An 18007-nucleotide genomic window follows, 5' to 3' on the forward strand; every position below is an offset into this window, starting at 1 on the left:
CTTGAGTGCTAAGTGCTGAGTGCTATGAGCGTTCTTACCAATTAAGAGCGAGCTCGGTGTACTGCTGAGTGTGGCCGTTCAACTTACGATAACGCTTGCGGCGCTTCTTGTGGAAGACGATTACCTTGTCACCACGGCTATGGCCGGTAACCGTCGCCGTCGGGAGTGTACCGCTGCCGAGCTTGATGCCGCCTTCGCTCTGCGATACCATGGCATTACCCAGCGTGACCTCCTGCCCGATCGATGCGTCGGCCATGTACGGCACGCGCAACGACTTCATGGCCTGGTCGATCTTGAACTGCTCTCCTGAAATCTCGACGATCGCGAACATAATAAGCTCCTTGGTTCGATGAGATCTGATATGATCCCGAGATCACCTGTGATCTCACTCCATACCCGCACGATGCACCAGCACGATGCACCAGCATGATGCACCAGCATGATGCACCAGCATGATGCACCAGCATGATGCACCAGCATGATGCACCAGCATGATGCACCAGCATGATGCACCAGCATGATGCGGGGCTCCTTCCTTGCGATGGCAAGGATTCGGAGCGCCTTCAAATGCCTCTCAGCCCTGAAAAGTTCAGAAAATCTCGAATTCGGCTCCCGCCCGTCCCCCAATTATCCCCCAATCTGGCATCGCAATTTCCTGTGGCCCTTGGGCAGCGCAAATAATTTTATATTTAATTTTCGGATATTTTTCATGAATAAATTACGGTGTCTTTTGGCAACCCTTCGTTCGCATCGCCAGAAAGCCGATTGTGAGCCAAATTCTTAATTCGTCATTCGTAGTACGTAATTTGCGAAGAGACTCCCCTCCACCCTGTATAACGAGGTTCAACCCATCCGGCATCGCATATTTTCGATGAATTCTGCAAATAATAGTTGGGACCCATTCGACGGGTTCAGGGGCCAGGCTCCGCGCTGCGCACGTCCTGCTAAACCGGTATCGTAAGAAGTTTACGGCAGTTGTGCGAAGAATTGTCTGGATAACAGACAGGTGTTGAGAATGAGCATGTATGGAGAGCTTGCCAGCTAAGGCATGATTCTTCCCCTTTGTGGCAGGCAACAGGAAACACGCTGCCATCATGACAAAACGAATCATATGGCTGATGGGGGCATTTTTCATTTTCTTTCTCTCAGCCATAGCCCCCGCACTCCGAGCCCAGGACAACCTCACGCGGCTCGTGAGCTATCAGGGCGTACTCTCCATTGGGACAGCGGGTTCTTCCGGACCGCTGCTCAATGGGGAGTATAAGCTGACGTTCCGAATCTATACCGACAGTCTTGCACAGAGTAGAATTTGGGCCGGCACGTACAATACCACAGTGCAGGACGGCGTATTCTCCGTATTACTCGGCGCTGGCGATACCCCGCTGCCGACGCCACAGGAGATGGACCGCCCGCTTTGGATCGGAGTACAAGTCGAGCAAGGCCAGGAAATGCGTCCACTGGCACAACTGACGGCTTCGCCGTTTGCGCTGAACGTGGTGGATGGGGCCATTACCACACACAAGATCGCGCGAGGAGCGGTCACGGCGGACAAAGTCGCGTTCAATTATCTCAAGCAGATCTCGATCAACGGCACACCGATTCCTGGTCAGGCGAAGACGATCAATCTGCAATCGGCGAACGGTGTCGATCTCACGTATGATGACGCAACGAGCACACTCTCCTTCGGAGCATCGAAGGGCGTCTGGACACCGGAGCCTCTATATTCGAACGCAGATAATTATCAGTTGGAGAGCGGCGCGAGATATGTGCGGCTCCTCAATAGCAACACAACTTCCATCGATTTTACGGGACTGGATCGCACCAGCGTTCTGGCCGGGCGAGTGGTCTCGCTAATCAATATCGGCACGAGTCCGATCGTGATCAAGAACCGCTCTGCCCTCTCGGCACCCGAGAATCAATTTATCGTGCCGGGGGGTACGGACATAATCCTGATCGCAAACGGAATGGCGACCTTCCAATATGATGACGTGCTGCACGGCTGGTTCTTGAACTCAGCCAACTAGGATTTTTCTCTTACACATTCTCAACTCATACGACGATGAAAACAAAACAGACACTCATGACCGGAGTTGTCCTCATTGCATTGGCAATGACAGCGACGGCCGCGCACTCACAAGCATTCAAGGGGATCTTTGGGACGAAGGTGGTATTAGCCGCGGATTCAACCAATCCGTTCAATAGTCTTACACTCTTCGCCGGCGCGAATTCCGGTCCACTGGTCTGGCATCTTCCTGCAAATAATGGCTCGACGGGATATGTGCTCCAGACGGATGGAAATGGCAACCTGACATGGCAAGACCCGCAGGGCGTCAACGTGCAAGTAGACGGTGATGTAACCGGCGGCATTTCGTCGACGGTGGTCGGAAAAATTAACGGGGCCTTGCTCGGAGCGACAACCGCGACTGCAGGGAATCTCTTAATCGCGAATGGAACCCAATGGAACACGAAAGCCCTCGGCGGGGATGCAACCATTGACACTGGTGGCAGTCTAACGCTTGCGAATTCCTCAACGACACGTTCGCATCTCGGGTTGGGCTCGATCGCGACACAGAATGCGAACAACGTGTCGATCACTGGGGGCACGATCACGGGTGGCACGATTAGTGGCGTACCGATTTCCGGAAGCACCGGTTCGTTTACCGATCTGACTGTTACGGGTACGGTCTCCCTTCCGTCCGGCTCTGTGACTCTCGGCTCAATGGCCTTAGCCAATGGGAATATCGTGGTCGGAAACAGTAGTGGACAGGCGGCCGGCGTTGCCATGGGCGGGGATGCCACAATCCTGAATACCGGAGCGGTTTCAGTCAATGCCGTTCACACGGCAGCTGGACCATCCATCGCAACAGCGATCAATAACAGCACGAGCAATGCGATTAACGGCGAGAACATGAAACACGACGGGACGCTGGGCGTGGACGGTTCGCACCAACTCGGACTGAATCTCGCGAGCGCCAACACGTGGACGGGACGGCAAACGATGGGTTCGCTGGCATTCTCCGAAGCGGCAAATTTCGCCCTCTCGGCAGGGACGAACGACAATATTGACGTCAGTTCATCGAACACGTTCATTCGGCTCACGGCAGGTTCCGGCGCCGCTCGCGTGACAAGCGTGAATAATCCGGTCACGGGCAGGATGTTAGTCATCGTCAATGCCGACGCCTCGAACGTCATTACGATTGTAGACGAAGCGACGACGGGAACCGCAGCGAACCGCTTCCACACATCGGTTGGCAATATTATCCTCATGCCGGCTGGCTCCGTCAGCTTTATGTACGACAGCACGCTCCAACGCTGGTGCTCCTTCGCCAACAATTGAGCAATCCGGATGAATAAAGGGATTCGCTCAACAGCAATCGACGTATGACGGAAAAACCTCGACGATGGATTCCGGTCTAGCATTCCGGAATCCGTCGCGGGAGGTGGATATGAATTTCAGAATTCTTCAACCGTTCACAGCAGTGAAACAGATTCTTCACGCCGTTTCTGTACTTCTCATCCTCCTGAGCGCGTATGGCAATCTCTTCGCGCAGGTCTATGCTGAGCGTTACGGAACGAAGTTCGTTCTGGGAGGAAATGCCGCAGGGATTACTCCGCTGACGCTGTTGGCTCCGGCTTCCGGCTTGAGCAGCTATTCGTTGACCTTGCCGGGCACCGTCGGCGCCGCCGGACAAACGCTCGTCACCGTGGATGGCAACGGCAGTCTTGGATGGGCGCCGCTCTCTGGCACCAATACCGGCGACGTAAGTCTCGCCGGGTCACCGAACTATCTCACGATTGCGGGACAAGTTATTACGCGGAATGCAATCAACCTCTCGAACTCTAATAATATCACGAGCACACTTCCGATTGCAAATGGCGGAACAAATGCCAGCACTTCATTGAGCGGCGGAAGACCAATGGTATCGAGTTCGACTGCGATCGTCGAGAACAACGCTACACTGACGAACAACAGAATCCCAAAGTGGAGTACAAGCAGTGTCGGGAATTTTGCCGACGCCTCGATCGCCGATGATGGCACAACCGTCAGCACAAATGAGATTCTGAGACTCGGAGCAGCATCTTCTAACACCGGCTCGCTGGCGTTTGCAAACTCCTCCAACGCCAACTTAACGGCGCTCCAGGCCGGTGTTGCCACTGCGGCAATCACTTACAAATTACCCACCACGAATGGCTCGAGCGGCCAGGTGCTAGCAACAGACGGAAGCAACCCGGCACAACTTCGATGGGTGAACGGCCTGAGTACTGGCAGCGGGCTCGGCGGGAGTGGTGCGATGTATCTGGTCCGTGCTCCAATTAATACGAGCACAAATACCGGCGCATCGAGCAATACACCCGTGAACGTCGCAGGAATGTCTTTCCCAATCGGAGCAGGAGACTTCTGGTCCTTTAGAATAGAAGTTTCGATGAATTGCGCGACAAATGCGAATGGAATGAATGTAGGTCTTACAATTCCCACCGGCGCAAGGATTGAAGCAGAAGCTGAAGGCCTCGTCGATTTAGGGGCGAGCGGCCATACCGTCTTCATACGAATTTCATCTTCCGGACAAATGGTGGGTCCGTTCAACCTAGAGGCCGATAACGATGCTGGTATTTTCATCTTCGGCACCGTTGATAACACGAATGGATCGAACGGAACAGTCCAGTTACAGATCGCGGCACCCGCGACCGGCGACGCCGGCCTCAAGACAGTTTACAGGAATTCTTTCCTTACCGCCTGGCAATATGCTTCGGCCTTCGAGCGTACATACACTTCGAGCACAACCTATGTCGTCCCGTCTGGCATTACCACGATCTATGCCACAGGTATCGGTGGAGCAGGCGGCGGAGGCGGCGGAGGGGGCGATAATGGCGGGACCGGAGGAGGTTCGGGTGGTGGAGGTGGTGCTGGCGAATATATTCCGCCGTTGGGATTGTCTGTTACACCGGGCGAGACTCTTACGATTACGGTTGGTATCGGTGGCAGTGGTGGGAGCGCAGGTACGAGCACGGGCACGCTTTCGACCGTAGGCGGTAACGGCAATGTTACATCTATAGTCGGAAGTACCTCCGGTACTCTGTTAGTAGCAAACGGTGGGACGGGTGGCGGTCGCGGACATAACTCTCTGAACGACGCAACGAACGCGCAAGGGGGCACGAGTGGTCCAGGCGGAACGGGCAGTTCGACCGCCGGTCACACGAATGGCAATGCTGGCGCGGCAGGGGTAAACGGAGCAGCGAATAGTGATAAAGCCGGCGGAGCGGGTGGGAGCGGTCCGCCTACGGCAACGAATCTTGGGGGAACGGGCGGCACCGGCAATGGCCATAGTGCGAACGGCACCGCCGGCTCCTCTGGCACCGATGGATCGGTGACTCTTGCGTATTGATGCGCTGGTCTTCGGAATAGATCAATAATATGGTTCGCCACCCGTCGACCACTATGGCGGGTTTCGGGTACTTACTCTGCTCGCCTCTCACTGTCCGGGCTTGATGATCTTACTCGCGTATTGAACCATGACGTCCTTTGCGTTGAAGGCTCCGCTTCTGTTCGGCGTAGCTCCCTTGCCGACAGAGAATGCCTTCACACCCACCGGATAATACACATTGTAGGGCCTGTTTTGGATCGTGCCGCCGTAATTGGTTGGCGCCCAGCCCTGGAATTGATATTCCTGTTCGATGGTATCGCGCAGAATAACAAAGTAATCGTAACCCTTATTCGTTGTCAGTTCCGCACATCGATACATCGCGCCATTATTAACCGCTGCTTCGGTGCAATCACCTCCTCGAAACTTCACCTCGTATGTACTATCGGTGAGCAAAGCATCAACGTACCCGATTTTATCGTCGTCAGCACTGTACTGCTTATAGACCGCCCGGCTGCTGCTGCATGAGGAGATACACAAAGAACATGCGAGAAGGAAGAGACCTAACATGGGACGCGTCATACAATCTTGACTAATGGTTGAAGTCCAACAAACGACTCGAATTTAACACCACCGAAGAGAATTCATTCCAAAGATTCAGAAGTGTGATTGTTGAAAATATTCGAGCCCGATTGCAGATGATGATGCGTACATTCTGTCCTCCGGCGTCTTGAGGAGCACGGTACTCGGCACTTGTTATTATCTCTTCGGGGTTTGGTGCCGATTCGTAACTTTGCACTCATGAGCCTCATAGGAAAGCCACTCAACCCCGAATCTCTCGCTGCCCGCAGCGCCCGCGATCACGTTCAGAATGAACTGCGAAAACTCGCCGTGCTCGCCGAAACCGTCCGGCTCGGCGGCGGCGAAAAGAACATCGCGAAGCAACACGAAAAGGGCAAGCTTACTGCGCGCGAGCGGATTGCGAAGCTGATCGATCCCGGAACGGAGCTGATCGAACTCGGGCTCTTTGCTGCTCATGGGATGTATGAAGAAGAAGGCGGCGACCGCACGTTTGGTGCTGCGCCCAGCGCGGGCGTCGTCGTTGGCTTGGGCCGCGTGAGTGGCCGGTTGGCGGTCATTGTCGCGAACGACGCGACGGTCAAGGCCGGCGCGTGGTTTCCGATGACAGGCAAGAAAAATCTTCGCGCCCAGGAAATCTCGCTCGAAAATCATCTGCCGATCATCTATCTCGTCGATAGCGCCGGGGTATACCTGCCGATGCAGGATGATATTTTTCCCGATAAAGAACACTTTGGCCGCATCTTCCGCAACAATGCAGTCATGTCCGCCACGGGCATCGTGCAGATTGCAGCGATCATGGGACCGTGCGTGGCGGGCGGCGCGTATCTGCCGATCATGTCGGACGAGGCGCTGATTGTCGAGGGCACTGGTCACGTATTCCTGGCCGGCAGTGCACTTGTCGAAGCCGCCATCGGCGAGCGGATCGATAATGAAGCATTGGGTGGCGCGCGTGTCCACTCCGAAATTTCCGGCGTCACCGATTACAAGATGCCGAACGACGATGCGTGCCTGGAAAAGATCCGGAGCCTGATGAGCAAGCTCGGCCCTATCGAGCGCCAACATTTCGACCGCATAGCGGCCCTGCAGCCGCGCTTCCCTGCCGATGATCTGCTGGCCGTTGTGCCGGCCGATCGCGCCAAACCATACGATATGTACGAAGTCATCGCACGCCTGGTCGATGGCTCCGAAATCGATGAGTATAAGGCGGACTTCGGCAAGACGATCATCACCGCGTATGCTCGTATCGATGGCTGGTCGGTCGGAATTGTCGCGAACCAACGATCGGTCGTGAAGAATGCCTTAGGCGAGATGCAGGTCGGCGGTGTGATCTACTCCGACTCTGCGGATAAAGCTGCGCGCTTCGTGATGAACTGCAACCAAAAGCACATCCCGCTCATCTTCCTGCAGGACGTGACCGGCTTCATGGTCGGCAGCCGCTCGGAGCACGCGGGCATCCTGCGCGATGGCGCGAAGATGGTGAGCGCGGTCGCGAATTCTGTCGTGCCGAAGTTTACATTCTTCGTTGGCAATTCCAACGGCGCCGGCAACTACGCCATGTGCGGCAAAGCGTACGATCCCAGACTGATCTTCTCCTGGCCGACATCGCAGATTGCCGTCATGGGTGGGCAGCAGGCCTCCAAGACGCTGCTTTCGATCAAGCTCGCCTCGCTCAAGAAAACCGGCGAGACGATCACGAAAGAGCTACAGCAAAAAATGCTGGATGACATCCAACGGAGCTACACCGAGCACACGAGCCCACTCTATGCCGCCGCGCGCCTCTGGACCGATGGGATTGTCGATCCGCGGGCCACTCGAGAGATCATCTCCACCGGCATCGAAGCCGCCAGCCATGTGCCAGAGATCGGGAAGTTCAATGTGGGGGTGATTCAGGTGTAACCATCGCAGCGATTTATTAGGATCTATAGATTTTATGGATTCTATGAAATGTGACCAGCTGAACAGCGCTCATCGAAAAGGGTCGTATTTTTGAAGTATGGAAACGAACTTGGACCTGATAGGAATCGGCGAATGTCTTGCCGAGTTGAATTCTGTTGATGAAGAGAGCGGCCGCGGCATGTATCAGCTCGGCTACTCCGGCGATGTGCTGAACTCTCTCTCGGCTGCGAAAGCGCTCGGTCTCACGACCGGACTCATTTCCGCGCTTGGCGACGATCCATTTACCGATGGACTCGTTGAAGTACTCCAGTCCGAAGATATCGATCTCTCGCATGCGCCAATTCTCGAGGGCAAAGCGAACGGCGCTTATTTTATTCATCGAGACGAAGGCGGCAATCCCCACTTCCACTTTTTACGGCGAGACTCGGCCGCGACCTATGCCTTCTCTGCGCAGCCGTTGGAGGATCTCATTCGCTATGCCTCGAGCGCACGCGCCGTGCTGTTCTCCTCCATTCCGGTTGCGGTGATGAAGGATCGGAACAGACTGATCGAACTCGTTCGAGAAACGCATGGTCATGCTAAGGTCTGCTTCGATCTCAATGTGCGGCCAAGTTTATGGGACAACCTCGATGCGTTGCGCGAACTGTTACCAGTGTTCGCACCGCATGTAGATGTCTTATTCGTCTCGGCTCAGGACGACGCCCTGCTCTTTAACCATCGCGAAGCGGCGGCCGCTGTCGATCACTACTGCAATATGGGATTTACGGAAGTCGCGTTTTGCCGCGGCGCGCAGAGCACGCTGGTCGGACTCCGGAATCCGGCGAAAATGGACTCGACGATTTTTGAGGTCCCCGTGCCTCGAGTCACCTCGGTCGTCGATGCCACCGGCGCTGGTGATGCCTTCAATGCCGGCTATATCGCCGCTATGCTGCGCGGACATCCGCCGTTTGAATGTGCCGCCATGGGAAATGCCACGGCCGCGTGCAGCCTCGAAGTTCGAGGCGGCCGCAGCACTGGAATTACCATCCAGCGTGTCGAGCGGCATTATCGCCCGCTCGTCAAGTGGGGGACGTTCAAGGGGCCGGCACTGGCAATGAGCCGTCGGGCGAATTAATGATGACTGTCGAATGATGAATGATGGAGAGCGGATGTTCTTCATCGGATAATCTATTTCATCATTTATTATCATTCAACATTCATCATTGCCCCAGATTCACCTAATCGGTAACGCGCATCTCGATCCGGCGTGGATGTGGCGCATGGAGGAAGGCCTTGCTGCATTCCGCGCAACGTGCCGGTCCGCTCTCGATCGCATCCGCGAGTTTCCGGGCTTTATCTTCACTTGCTCCAGTGCGGCGCATTTTGCCTTTGTCGAAGAGACCGACCCGGATCTCTTCGGTCGCATTCAACAAGCAGTCTGCGATGGCCGCTGGGCAATTGTCGGAGGCTGGTGGGTCGAGCCCGACTGCAATCTACCAAGTGGCGAGAGTTTTATTCGTCAGGCACTCCTGGGGCAAGAATATTTTCAGCGTCGGTTCGGGAAGATCGCAACCGTTGCCTACAACATCGATAGTTTCGGCCACAATGCCAACCTGCCGCAGTTGCTGCGAAAGGCAGGGCTTACGTCCTACGTCTTCATGCGACCCGGTGAGGAAGAAAAGCCACTCCCCGCTTCGCTCTTCCAATGGGAGGCGCCGAGCGGCGACCGCGTGACTGCCTACCGTCTTCCACTGCATTACTCAAATTACGAATTTTCGACAAGAGAGAAACTTCACCGACTCCCAGACTATCCGCTCTACACGCCGGAGCCACCCTGGATGATTTTCTTTGGTGTCGGTAATCATGGTGGAGGTCCGACGATCGCGGAGTTAGAGGATATTGCCGATTTGCGAAAAGAGCAACGAGGCATCGAGCTAAGCGAGCCCGAACGGTTCTTCGCAGCAATCGACTGCACGACGCTGCCCGTCGTTCATGATGAAATTCAACCGCATGCCATTGGCTGCTACAGCGCCCATAGCGAGATCAAGCAACTGCACCGCCGTACCGAGCATGCGCTGCTGACTGCGGAGCGCGCGCAGGTGTTGGGATTCCTCTTCGAGTACCTGCTAGGAAGTCAAGCATCGCTCATCATGCGCGAAGACCTTCGCCTTGATAAGACGGAGGATTCCCCCGCTTTTTCAAGGCGGGGGCAGGGGGTGGTTGAATTAGATCGTGCATGGAAGAATCTATGCTTCAATCAATTTCACGACTTGCTGGGTGGTGTGGCGATTCGCGAAGCGTGCGATGACTCGATTTCCATGTACCGCGAGGCTATTTCGGTCGCCGATCGGATTACCCGGGACAAACTTGGGAGTCTGATGGCTCGCATTGATATGAGCGCGCACATCGAAAATCTTGTTGTCTTCAATCTCAGCGCTCACCCTCGCAAAGAATTGATCGAATTCGAATGCTGGCTTCCGCATGAATCCGGACAGAAACCACTTCCAGAAGTGCGGTTGATTTCCCCAGATGGCAAAGCCGTGCCATCGCAAAGAATTGAGGCATCCGGAAAAATTGGTGACGATCGAATGAGGTATGCAGCCATCGTTTCGGTCCCGGCGTTTGGATGGAGCGTCTTTGGCATTGAACGCAGCAATTCGGTCAGTGTGACTGATGTGAGTGAAATAACACTTCCGGTTGAATATGCTCCGGCAGTGATCGTTCGTGATGAGTCTGATACGTGGGGACATGGAGCAACGTCCTTTACCGATTATGAAAGCGAATTTCGTATCGATGCGATCGAGACCATCGAGCATGGGCCGCTTCGAACTGGTTGCCGCATCAAGAGTAGTGGCGGTGCCTCCCGCATGGAAGAAGAAATCCTTTGGACGAAAGATGACCCCGCGATCGAGATTCGCGTTTTTCTCGATTGGCACGAGCGGCACCGGATTCTTAAGATCCGATTTCGTCATGGATGCGCTGATCCCGTTGCGAATTATGAGATTCCGTATGCGTGGGTTCAGCGGCCTACCGGACCACGTGAATGGCCGGGACAAATGTGGGTGTGCGTTACGGAGCGCGACGGTTCTCACGGTGTGGCGATTGTCACCGATTCGAAATACAGCTATTCGGTCGATAGCGAATTTATCTACATCATTGCCGCGCGAAGTCCGCTGTTCGCACATCATACACCGCCGCATGTGATGCACGAAGGCGAGCGCGAGCGGTACCAGGATCAGGGCGAACAGGAATTCCGATTGCTGCTAATCCCCTATGAAGGCAACTGGAGTGGAAGTCATATTGCGCGCTTTCAATCGCCTCTCATCGTCCAGACTGAATCCGGACATAACGGACAATTGCCAAGCACGTTTGCCGGCTTCAAGCGGGATAGCAGAGCGATACACGTTGGCGCACTGAAGAAAGCTCAGGATGACAATGGGATTATTCTCAGAGCCGTGGAGCAGGCCGGCGAGTCGAGCGAGGCCACATTCGAATTTCCCACGCTTGGTGCGCGATGGCGCACGTCATTTTCTCCATTCGAAATTAGGACATTCCTTGTGCGTGACGGCCACGCCACCGAAGTCGATTTTCTCGAGCGTCCTTTATGAGAGCAGTTATCGGCATTGATGTCGGCTCTTCCGCGATCAAGGGCACGCTGGTCGCCGAGGGTACTGTGCTGCACACCGACCGACTTCCAATTCCCGCGCGACTCCCGACCGCTCCCGAATTTTTCGAGCACGATCCACTCGCGATTCGTGATGCGGCGTTCGAGATTATCTCGAAGCTCGCAGGAAAGACCAGTGAACTCGGCTTATGCATCAGCGCATTAGCATTTACTGGTCAGATGCATGGCGGACTGGTCGTCGATCGGCGCCTTCGACCACTCACCAATTTCGTAACCTGGCAGGATAAACGCTGCACGGCGATGCTGCCAAAACTGGAGACGCAGTTTGGTGAAGATCCGACCGGTCTCAACGTTCGCAATGGATTTCTGCTGACGACGCTTGCGTGGTGGAATCGGCACGGAGCACTGCCGAACGGCTCCGCATACGTTCTCGGCATCTACGATTGGCTCACAAGCTTGCTCGCCGGCCACGCCGTTACCGATATCACCAGTGCAGCGGCGTGGGCAATGTTCGACCCCATACGGAAGGAATGGCGACATGCTGTGTTCGATAGCTTCGGTATTCCGCAATCGCTCCTACCGGATGTCTTCGAGCCGGGAGCATGGGTCGGACAGGTCGAACAATCGCTTGCCAACGTACTCGGCCTGCCACTTGATACAGCAGTCCATGCCAGCATCGGGGACACGCAAGCAGCCTATCTGGGAGCAGGATGTACGAGCACGGACCTTCTGCTTAACTTCGGAACTGGCTCACAGAGCATGTGGGAGACCACCACTCCCCTCGCCAGCCGAGGGACGGACATTCGATACTTGATGCGGGATCGATTTCTCGTGACAGTACCAACTCTCGCCGGCGGCGAGGCCTACCGCACGATGGCATTGTTCATTCAAGATGTTCTTTCCGAATTCGAACCTCCGTCAGGCCCGTCTGAAAGGTTGGGCCGATCTGACCTGTCGAAGATCTTCGCTCTCATGGACCGGCTTGCCTGTGGCACTTCCTCCCACGGCATTCATTTCGATCCGATCTTTGCCGGTAGCAAGTTTCGGCCGGAGGGCGAGCGGGCTTCGATCGTCGGGCTAACGAGAGAGAATTTTCTCCTTGCACCACTGTTGCGAGCACTCGTCGAAGGAATGATCGAAGAGATTGCCGCGCCATATTTCGAACGGGAAAGCCGTATGCGACACCAGCGGCTGATCGGCGCCGGCAGTGGTATGCGGAGCAATCAATCGCTCCGGGAGGCCGCAGAACAGCGATTCGGCCTGCCCATTTCAGTCTCCCGGGTTACCGAAGAAGCCGCGCTCGGCGCGGCAATGCTTTGCGGCTGAAGCCCGAACTGAGACGTCGAGCCGGAATGAATCGTATATTTGTACTCCAATTCAGGTGTCCAAGTGCCCCGCGCAACCTTTTCCGGGTTCGTGTGTACTTGGCTCGTGCGCCACGGAGGGTTTCCGGAGCGCATCGGAACTCTCGATTGTTTTCCGAGAATCCGAACACGGGCGGGAGACTGTGAGATCATTAATGACCTCACTCCTCGCCCGCCACATCATCCAGGTTTAGAAATCATGAAGCAGAATTCCCGCCGTCCGCTGGCCAAAACACTGTTCTTCGCTCCCGCTCTGTGCTTGCTGATCATGGCGGGCTGTCAGGCCGGGACCGTGGACGTCCAACCACAAGAATTTGCCAATATCCGGGTCATGAACTTCGCGCCGTGGCCTGCCTCATCGATGGATGTGTATTGGTGGCAATATGGCGAAAACCACCCTGCTTTGCCGCAAAGCCAGAACCTCCGATATGGTGGTGGGGCTGTCTATACCACAGGAATTCTTGCGTCCACGTCCGGAACAGTCTATCATTATGACGTCACGCCAGCGACACATCCCGAAAAACACGATATTCCGGGAGATCCGACAATGACGATCGTCGGCGGCAAAAAGTATACGCTCATGATCACGACGGTCAACGGAAATTTCACAACCCGTCTAATTCCGGACCGTGTCGTGTCCGGTACGTTCGATTCTTCGAAAGCTTATGTCCGCTTTATCAACATGCAGCCCGGTACGCCGAATCTGTCCATGCGCGTCAACGATCCGAGCTTTGGCGATGTAATCGATATGGTCAACGGCTCCCATGGTGTTGCCTTTAATGCCAATTCGGACTATGTGCCGCTCAAGACCGTACTCGACACAAGCTTCTCGTTTTACGTGATTCAGACCGGAAACGCAACTGCCGGAGTGCTCGCGCGCCTGACCGACCAGACCTTTACCGGTGGCAATTTTTATACACTGATATATGCCGGCGATCCCGCGCGGCTCCCAACCGATACGGCAACGACCGACACGGCACAGGCTCCTCTGGATAACTTCCGGCTGCGTGCATTCGATGACAACAATCTTGGCAACGACCAGACTGCTCCCCTGCAGCCGGCGTTCCGGTATAATGTTGTCAACGGAATTGTACCGCCGGCGAGTGGATACTACAATGGCGATACCAAGCTTGGATTTGTCATCAATGGCGAGACATTTACGGAGCGCGATAACTTCACGTTTTGGCCTGTCCCGGCACTGACACCCGCGGGTTCGGGATTCAACATGGTGGATCCAACGAACAGCCTTTGGGAAGTGAATTTTGCAAGCACATCGATCCCGAGCCACAAGGTTGGACTTTCGGCGTCCGCGACGGATGATGCTGGAAAGAATGCCCACTTGTTGTTCGATCTCAACGACAACAACAAGCTGGGATTCGATGAAACAAAGCTTTCTTCGGACACCTCGATCTCCTTCGTTTTCTACAACGGCGATTCAACTATGAAGGCCAATCCTCGCTACGCGGCGATCGGAATTCCGAATTACTCTTATCCCGACTCGATTATCCTCGTATTCGTCTCGGCAGTCGGATATCCGGTTGGTGGAACCAAGCCCTATACCAGCTTTTATACTTCGATTTCCGGCCTGCCCGACATGTCATTCCTGAGCAAGGTACCAGGTATGTCAAATATCGTGGTGATCCCCGCAGCGAACAACCAGATTACTGTCACCGACTCGGTGGGTAAGGTCGGCGCCGCGGTAGCAGGCAGTTCGAGTACGTTTACAGCCGCTCCGGGAGGAATCTATGAGATCGTCTCGGTCGGAAGCAGTACCCAGGCCGGCAGTGGTTCGCCGTATGTTCCGAAGTTGCTCGTGATGCACTTGAACAAAACGATGCCCTAACGGCAACATTGAAATTATGCATGAATAGCCGGAGCCGATGCTCCGGCTATTTTTGTTCGTGACAATCCTTCATGATGCCGAAACCAACACCGGAACGCCTCCCTCGCAATGTCATCTGGCTTTCGATTGCCGCGATGATGAATGATATTTCCGGCGAGATCGTCCAGCGCGGACTTCCGCTCTTCCTATCGGCTACCCTGGGTGTCTCCAAAAGCGTCATTGGCCTGATTGAAGGCCTCGCGGACATGGCGGCATCATTGCTGCAAGTCTTCTCCGGCTGGTACAGCGACCGTTGGGGCAACCGCAAGACCATTGCCGGAGCTGGCTACACCATGACGGCCCTCGCCCGACCGATGCTCTATTTTGCTACAACGTGGGTCCTTCCGCTCTTCAGCAAATTTCTGGACCGCGCGGGCAAAGGCATTCGTAACGCACCGCGCGATGCCCTTATCGCCGACTCGGTCTCGCCACAGATGCGCGGCCGAGCGTTTGGCCTGAACCGCGCGCTCGATCCTGCCGGAGCCGTGCTCGGCGCGCTGATCGGAGCGGGACTCTTGTATTACTGGCAGTCATCTCGATTCGCATTCGGCAGCGGTGGTCTCTCGCTCCCGCATTGGAAGACGCTCATGCTTGTCGCACTCATTCCGAGCGCGATCGCAGCACTGATCGTCTTCTTCATCGTGCAGGAAAAAAAGCGCGAGCGGCGGACGCCGCCGCCCCTCAAACATATCCTGCACGTTGGAAAGGACCGTCGCTTCCGAAGGCTGATGCTGATCGTCGCCTTTTTTACTCTGGGACTATCGAGCGATGCATTCCTCGTACTTCGGGCACAAAGCCTGGGCATCGCGCTCTGGCAGATCTTCGTTATCATCGCGCTGTTCAATTTGGTCACGGCACTTTCGGCGTACCCTGCCGGGATTCTCTCCGACCGCCTGACGCGTCGCGCGCTGATCCGGGCGGGTTGGATCGCGTATGCACTGATTTACGTCGGCTTCGCCTTCGCGAGCGAACCGTGGCATATCTGGACCCTGTATATCGTCTACGGCATTTATTATGGATTGACCGAGGGCGTCGAGAAAGCATTCGTGGCCGATCTCGTGGCGCCGGAAGAACGTGGCGCAGCCTACGGCATCTATAATGGCGCCGTCGGAATTGCCGCGCTGCCGGCAAGTTTGATTGCGGGAATTCTCTGGCAACTGATCAGTCCTGCGGCACCATTTCTATTCGGTGGTGCGATTGCAGTCATCGCGACCATTCTGCTTGGTACTGTCAAAGAAACAAAAGCTCCGCTCCCATAAAGGAGCGGAGCCATGAACGCCACTGGCAAGTATTATTGCTATCGGCCCATGCGGGCTCGGTCTTGCGCTTCATGGGCGCGGTCCTGTGCTTCGCGTCGAGCATCTTGCGCTCGCTCGCTGGCAGGGATGTTGCCACCATGAGATAGGCGGTACGTTTCATAGCGGGTGGTGCGCTTTGCATTCGCCCACTTTTCCCTGGTCTTATTGATCACGTTCGCATGACCGTTATCGTAGCGGTTCGTGCTTGGCACGTAAGCCGACCTTGTCATGTAACCAGGCGATCTCGAATAAGATGATGCTGTGGCCGCTGCCATATGATGTCTCATATACCGGTGATGTACTCGTGCGCTTGCCTCATTGAGTGGCATGAGGGCAAACGCTGCCACGAGACATACACCCAGTACGTTTCTGAGTGTTTTCATAACTGCCTCCTTTCAAGAGATCAGTCTATAATAACTCACAACTTCGTGCCCAGCCAACCATTTCGGGCGAGGGGAAATCATAAATTGAAACTCAGCAAGTAGAAACTCAGCCTCCGATCATCTTCAAAAAGTATTCATGCACTCGAGCATCATTGACGACTTCGGGATGGAACACAGTGGCCAGCAGATTCTTTTCACGCGCCATGACGATGCCGTTCTCGATCGTACCGAGCACTTCGACACCTTTGCCAACGTGTGTAATAAGAGGCGCGCGGATGAACACTCCTGGAAATGGTGCTGCACCCAATGCCGGGATTTCGACCGGAGTCTCGGCGCTGAACCGTTGCGGACCAAATGCATTGCGGCGAACCCTGATGTCCATGAGGCCCAACCGGCCTTGCTTAGAGCCTTCTATTTCTTTCGCGAGCAGGATAGAACCCATGCACGTGCCCCAGATTGGCAACCCAGTATTACCAAGCTTTTGAATTTCATCGAAAATACCTCGAGCGGCATCAGAACTTTCCAGAATCGCAACGGCAGTTGATTCGCCGCCAGGGAGAATCAGCGCATCGAGTCCAACGAGATCGCTGGTGCGGCGAATCTCGCGCGTCTGCACTCCGAGCGATTCCAGCTTCTGGATGTGCTCGCGGAAATCGCCCTGGAGACCGAGTACCCCGACGACGGGCTTAGATGCCACGACCAGCTAGCAATTCGCTTCCAGCAAGAGAAGTAACCGTCCGACCGACCATTGGCTCGCCCAGACCGCGGCTCACTTCCGCGAGCGCTGCTGGATCGTTGAAATAGGTGGTCGCTTTGACAATTGCTGCGGCACGCTTGGCCGGATCGCCAGATTTAAAAATTCCTGAACCAACGAACACTCCATCAACGCCAAGCTGCATGAGCAGCGCGGCATCGGCTGGTGTTGCGAGTCCGCCGGCGGCAAAATTCACAACGGGAAGTTTTCCTGTATCAGCAACTTCATTGACAAGATCGAGCGGCGCGGCGAGATTCTTTGCGTAGCTATATCGCTCATCTTTTGACAATGCTTGCAACCTGCGAATCTCTCCAAAGATCGAGCGTGCGTGCCGCACGGCTTCAACCACATCGCCGGTGCCGGCCTCGCCTTTGGTCCGGATCATTGCAGCGCCTTCCGCGATGCGACGCAATGCTTCGCCAAGATTTCGAGCACCACAAACGAACGGCACTTCGAACTTCGTCTTGTCGATGTGATTTTCTTCATCGGCCATCGTGAGCACTTCGCTTTCATCGACGCAATCGACACCCAGCGCCTGTAAAATCTGCGCTTCGACGAAATGTCCGATGCGTGCTTTCGCCATTACGGGAATCGAAACAGCATCAATAATCTGGAGGATCAGTTCAGGATCCGACATGCGGGCAACGCCGCCATCGGCGCGAATATCGGCCGGCACGCGTTCGAGCGCCATGACGGCGACCGCGCCAGCATCTTCAGCGATCTTCGCCTGCATGGCATTAACAACATCCATGATGACGCCGCCCTTGAGCATTTGTGGGAATGCCCGCTTTACCAGCAGGGTCCCCGTTTTCGGCGTCTGTCCGTTCTTCGATTGACCGTTTGTATTCATCGGGCGGGTAAACGCTTTAACAGCCGCATTAGTG

At 55.3% G+C, this 18007-nt stretch carries 14 protein-coding genes; 9 read left to right on the top strand and 5 right to left on the bottom strand.

The window, feature by feature from the left end:
• Nucleotides 1-34: 34 nt before the first annotated feature.
• Nucleotides 35-331 carry a 50S ribosomal protein L21 gene (gene rplU / locus Q8902_08640; GenBank protein MDP4199623.1) on the bottom strand — a complete coding sequence of 99 codons (297 nt, stop codon included), beginning with the start codon at nt 329-331 and terminating at the stop codon, nt 35-37.
• Between the two features lie 763 nt (nt 332-1094).
• Between rplU and Q8902_08645 the strand changes: the two genes are divergently transcribed.
• From Q8902_08645 to Q8902_08655, 3 genes are all read left to right on the top strand, one after another.
• A complete protein-coding gene (locus Q8902_08645; GenBank protein ID MDP4199624.1) occupies nt 1095-2024 on the top strand; it encodes a hypothetical protein in 930 nt (309 codons plus the stop codon).
• Between the two features lie 35 nt (nt 2025-2059).
• The gene (locus Q8902_08650) at nt 2060-3337 is read left to right on the top strand and encodes a hypothetical protein (GenBank protein MDP4199625.1); all 1278 of its coding nucleotides are present in this window, start codon (nt 2060-2062) and stop codon (nt 3335-3337) included.
• A 142-nt stretch (nt 3338-3479) separates the two neighbouring features.
• Nucleotides 3480-5384, top strand: a complete 1905-nt coding sequence (locus tag Q8902_08655) for a hypothetical protein (protein MDP4199626.1) — start codon at nt 3480-3482, stop codon at nt 5382-5384.
• Between the two features lie 87 nt (nt 5385-5471).
• On the opposite strand, the gene Q8902_08660 is transcribed toward Q8902_08655, so the two are convergent.
• A complete protein-coding gene (locus tag Q8902_08660; protein ID MDP4199627.1) occupies nt 5472-5930 on the bottom strand; it encodes a hypothetical protein in 459 nt (152 codons plus the stop codon).
• A 231-nt stretch (nt 5931-6161) separates the two neighbouring features.
• Here Q8902_08660 and Q8902_08665 point away from each other — a divergent pair, with 231 nt between their 5' ends.
• From Q8902_08665 to Q8902_08690, 6 genes are all read left to right on the top strand, one after another.
• On the top strand, nt 6162-7838 hold the full coding sequence (locus Q8902_08665; protein MDP4199628.1) for an acyl-CoA carboxylase subunit beta: 1677 nt from the start codon (nt 6162-6164) through the stop codon (nt 7836-7838).
• A gap of 97 nt (nt 7839-7935) precedes the next feature.
• Nucleotides 7936-8952, top strand: a complete 1017-nt coding sequence (locus Q8902_08670; protein ID MDP4199629.1) for a sugar kinase — start codon at nt 7936-7938, stop codon at nt 8950-8952.
• Nucleotides 8953-9040: 88 nt separating this feature from the next.
• A complete protein-coding gene (locus Q8902_08675) occupies nt 9041-11425 on the top strand; it encodes a glycoside hydrolase family 38 C-terminal domain-containing protein (protein MDP4199630.1) in 2385 nt (794 codons plus the stop codon).
• A complete protein-coding gene (locus Q8902_08680) occupies nt 11422-12768 on the top strand; it encodes an FGGY family carbohydrate kinase (protein MDP4199631.1) in 1347 nt (448 codons plus the stop codon). Before Q8902_08675 ends, Q8902_08680 begins: the two co-directional genes overlap by 4 nt.
• Nucleotides 12769-13005: 237 nt before the next feature.
• Complete coding sequence (locus Q8902_08685; GenBank protein ID MDP4199632.1) at nt 13006-14649, top strand: hypothetical protein; 1644 nt, start codon at nt 13006-13008, stop codon at nt 14647-14649.
• A gap of 71 nt (nt 14650-14720) precedes the next feature.
• Nucleotides 14721-15947 carry an MFS transporter gene (locus tag Q8902_08690; protein MDP4199633.1) on the top strand — a complete coding sequence of 409 codons (1227 nt, stop codon included), beginning with the start codon at nt 14721-14723 and terminating at the stop codon, nt 15945-15947.
• Nucleotides 15948-15985: 38 nt separating this feature from the next.
• On the opposite strand, the gene Q8902_08695 is transcribed toward Q8902_08690, so the two are convergent.
• The 3 genes from Q8902_08695 to pdxS form a co-directional block, all read right to left on the bottom strand.
• Nucleotides 15986-16369 (bottom strand): hypothetical protein, encoded by a 384-nt coding sequence (locus Q8902_08695; GenBank protein ID MDP4199634.1) that lies wholly within the window; start codon nt 16367-16369, stop codon nt 15986-15988.
• Between the two features lie 106 nt (nt 16370-16475).
• Entirely contained in the window at nt 16476-17066 is a 591-nt protein-coding gene (pdxT, locus tag Q8902_08700) for a pyridoxal 5'-phosphate synthase glutaminase subunit PdxT (GenBank protein ID MDP4199635.1), read from the bottom strand.
• Nucleotides 17056-17973 carry a pyridoxal 5'-phosphate synthase lyase subunit PdxS gene (gene pdxS, locus Q8902_08705; GenBank protein MDP4199636.1) on the bottom strand — a complete coding sequence of 306 codons (918 nt, stop codon included), beginning with the start codon at nt 17971-17973 and terminating at the stop codon, nt 17056-17058. Before pdxS ends, pdxT begins: the two co-directional genes overlap by 11 nt.
• Nucleotides 17974-18007: the final 34 nt, after the last annotated feature.

The sequence above is a fragment of the Bacteroidota bacterium genome, assembly GCA_030706745.1.
Taxonomy (GTDB): domain Bacteria; phylum Bacteroidota; class Ignavibacteria; order Palsa-1295; family Palsa-1295; genus PALSA-1295.

Bases quoted from the DNA above. Each gene is read 5' to 3' on its own strand.
- Q8902_08685 (MDP4199632.1), top strand. From the start codon at position 13,006: ATGAAGCAGAATTCCCGCCGTCCGCTGGCCAAAACACTGTTCTTCGCT.
- Q8902_08670 (MDP4199629.1), top strand. From the start codon at position 7,936: ATGGAAACGAACTTGGACCTGATAGGAATCGGCGAATGTCTTGCCGAG.
- rplU (MDP4199623.1), bottom strand. From the start codon at position 331: ATGTTCGCGATCGTCGAGATTTCAGGAGAGCAGTTCAAGATCGACCAG.
- Q8902_08680 (MDP4199631.1), top strand. From the start codon at position 11,422: ATGAGAGCAGTTATCGGCATTGATGTCGGCTCTTCCGCGATCAAGGGC.
- Q8902_08645 (MDP4199624.1), top strand. From the start codon at position 1,095: ATGACAAAACGAATCATATGGCTGATGGGGGCATTTTTCATTTTCTTT.
- Q8902_08650 (MDP4199625.1), top strand. From the start codon at position 2,060: ATGAAAACAAAACAGACACTCATGACCGGAGTTGTCCTCATTGCATTG.
- Q8902_08690 (MDP4199633.1), top strand. From the start codon at position 14,721: ATGATGCCGAAACCAACACCGGAACGCCTCCCTCGCAATGTCATCTGG.
- Q8902_08665 (MDP4199628.1), top strand. From the start codon at position 6,162: ATGAGCCTCATAGGAAAGCCACTCAACCCCGAATCTCTCGCTGCCCGC.
- pdxS (MDP4199636.1), bottom strand. From the start codon at position 17,973: ATGAATACAAACGGTCAATCGAAGAACGGACAGACGCCGAAAACGGGG.
- Q8902_08660 (MDP4199627.1), bottom strand. From the start codon at position 5,930: ATGTTAGGTCTCTTCCTTCTCGCATGTTCTTTGTGTATCTCCTCATGC.
- Q8902_08695 (MDP4199634.1), bottom strand. From the start codon at position 16,369: ATGAAAACACTCAGAAACGTACTGGGTGTATGTCTCGTGGCAGCGTTT.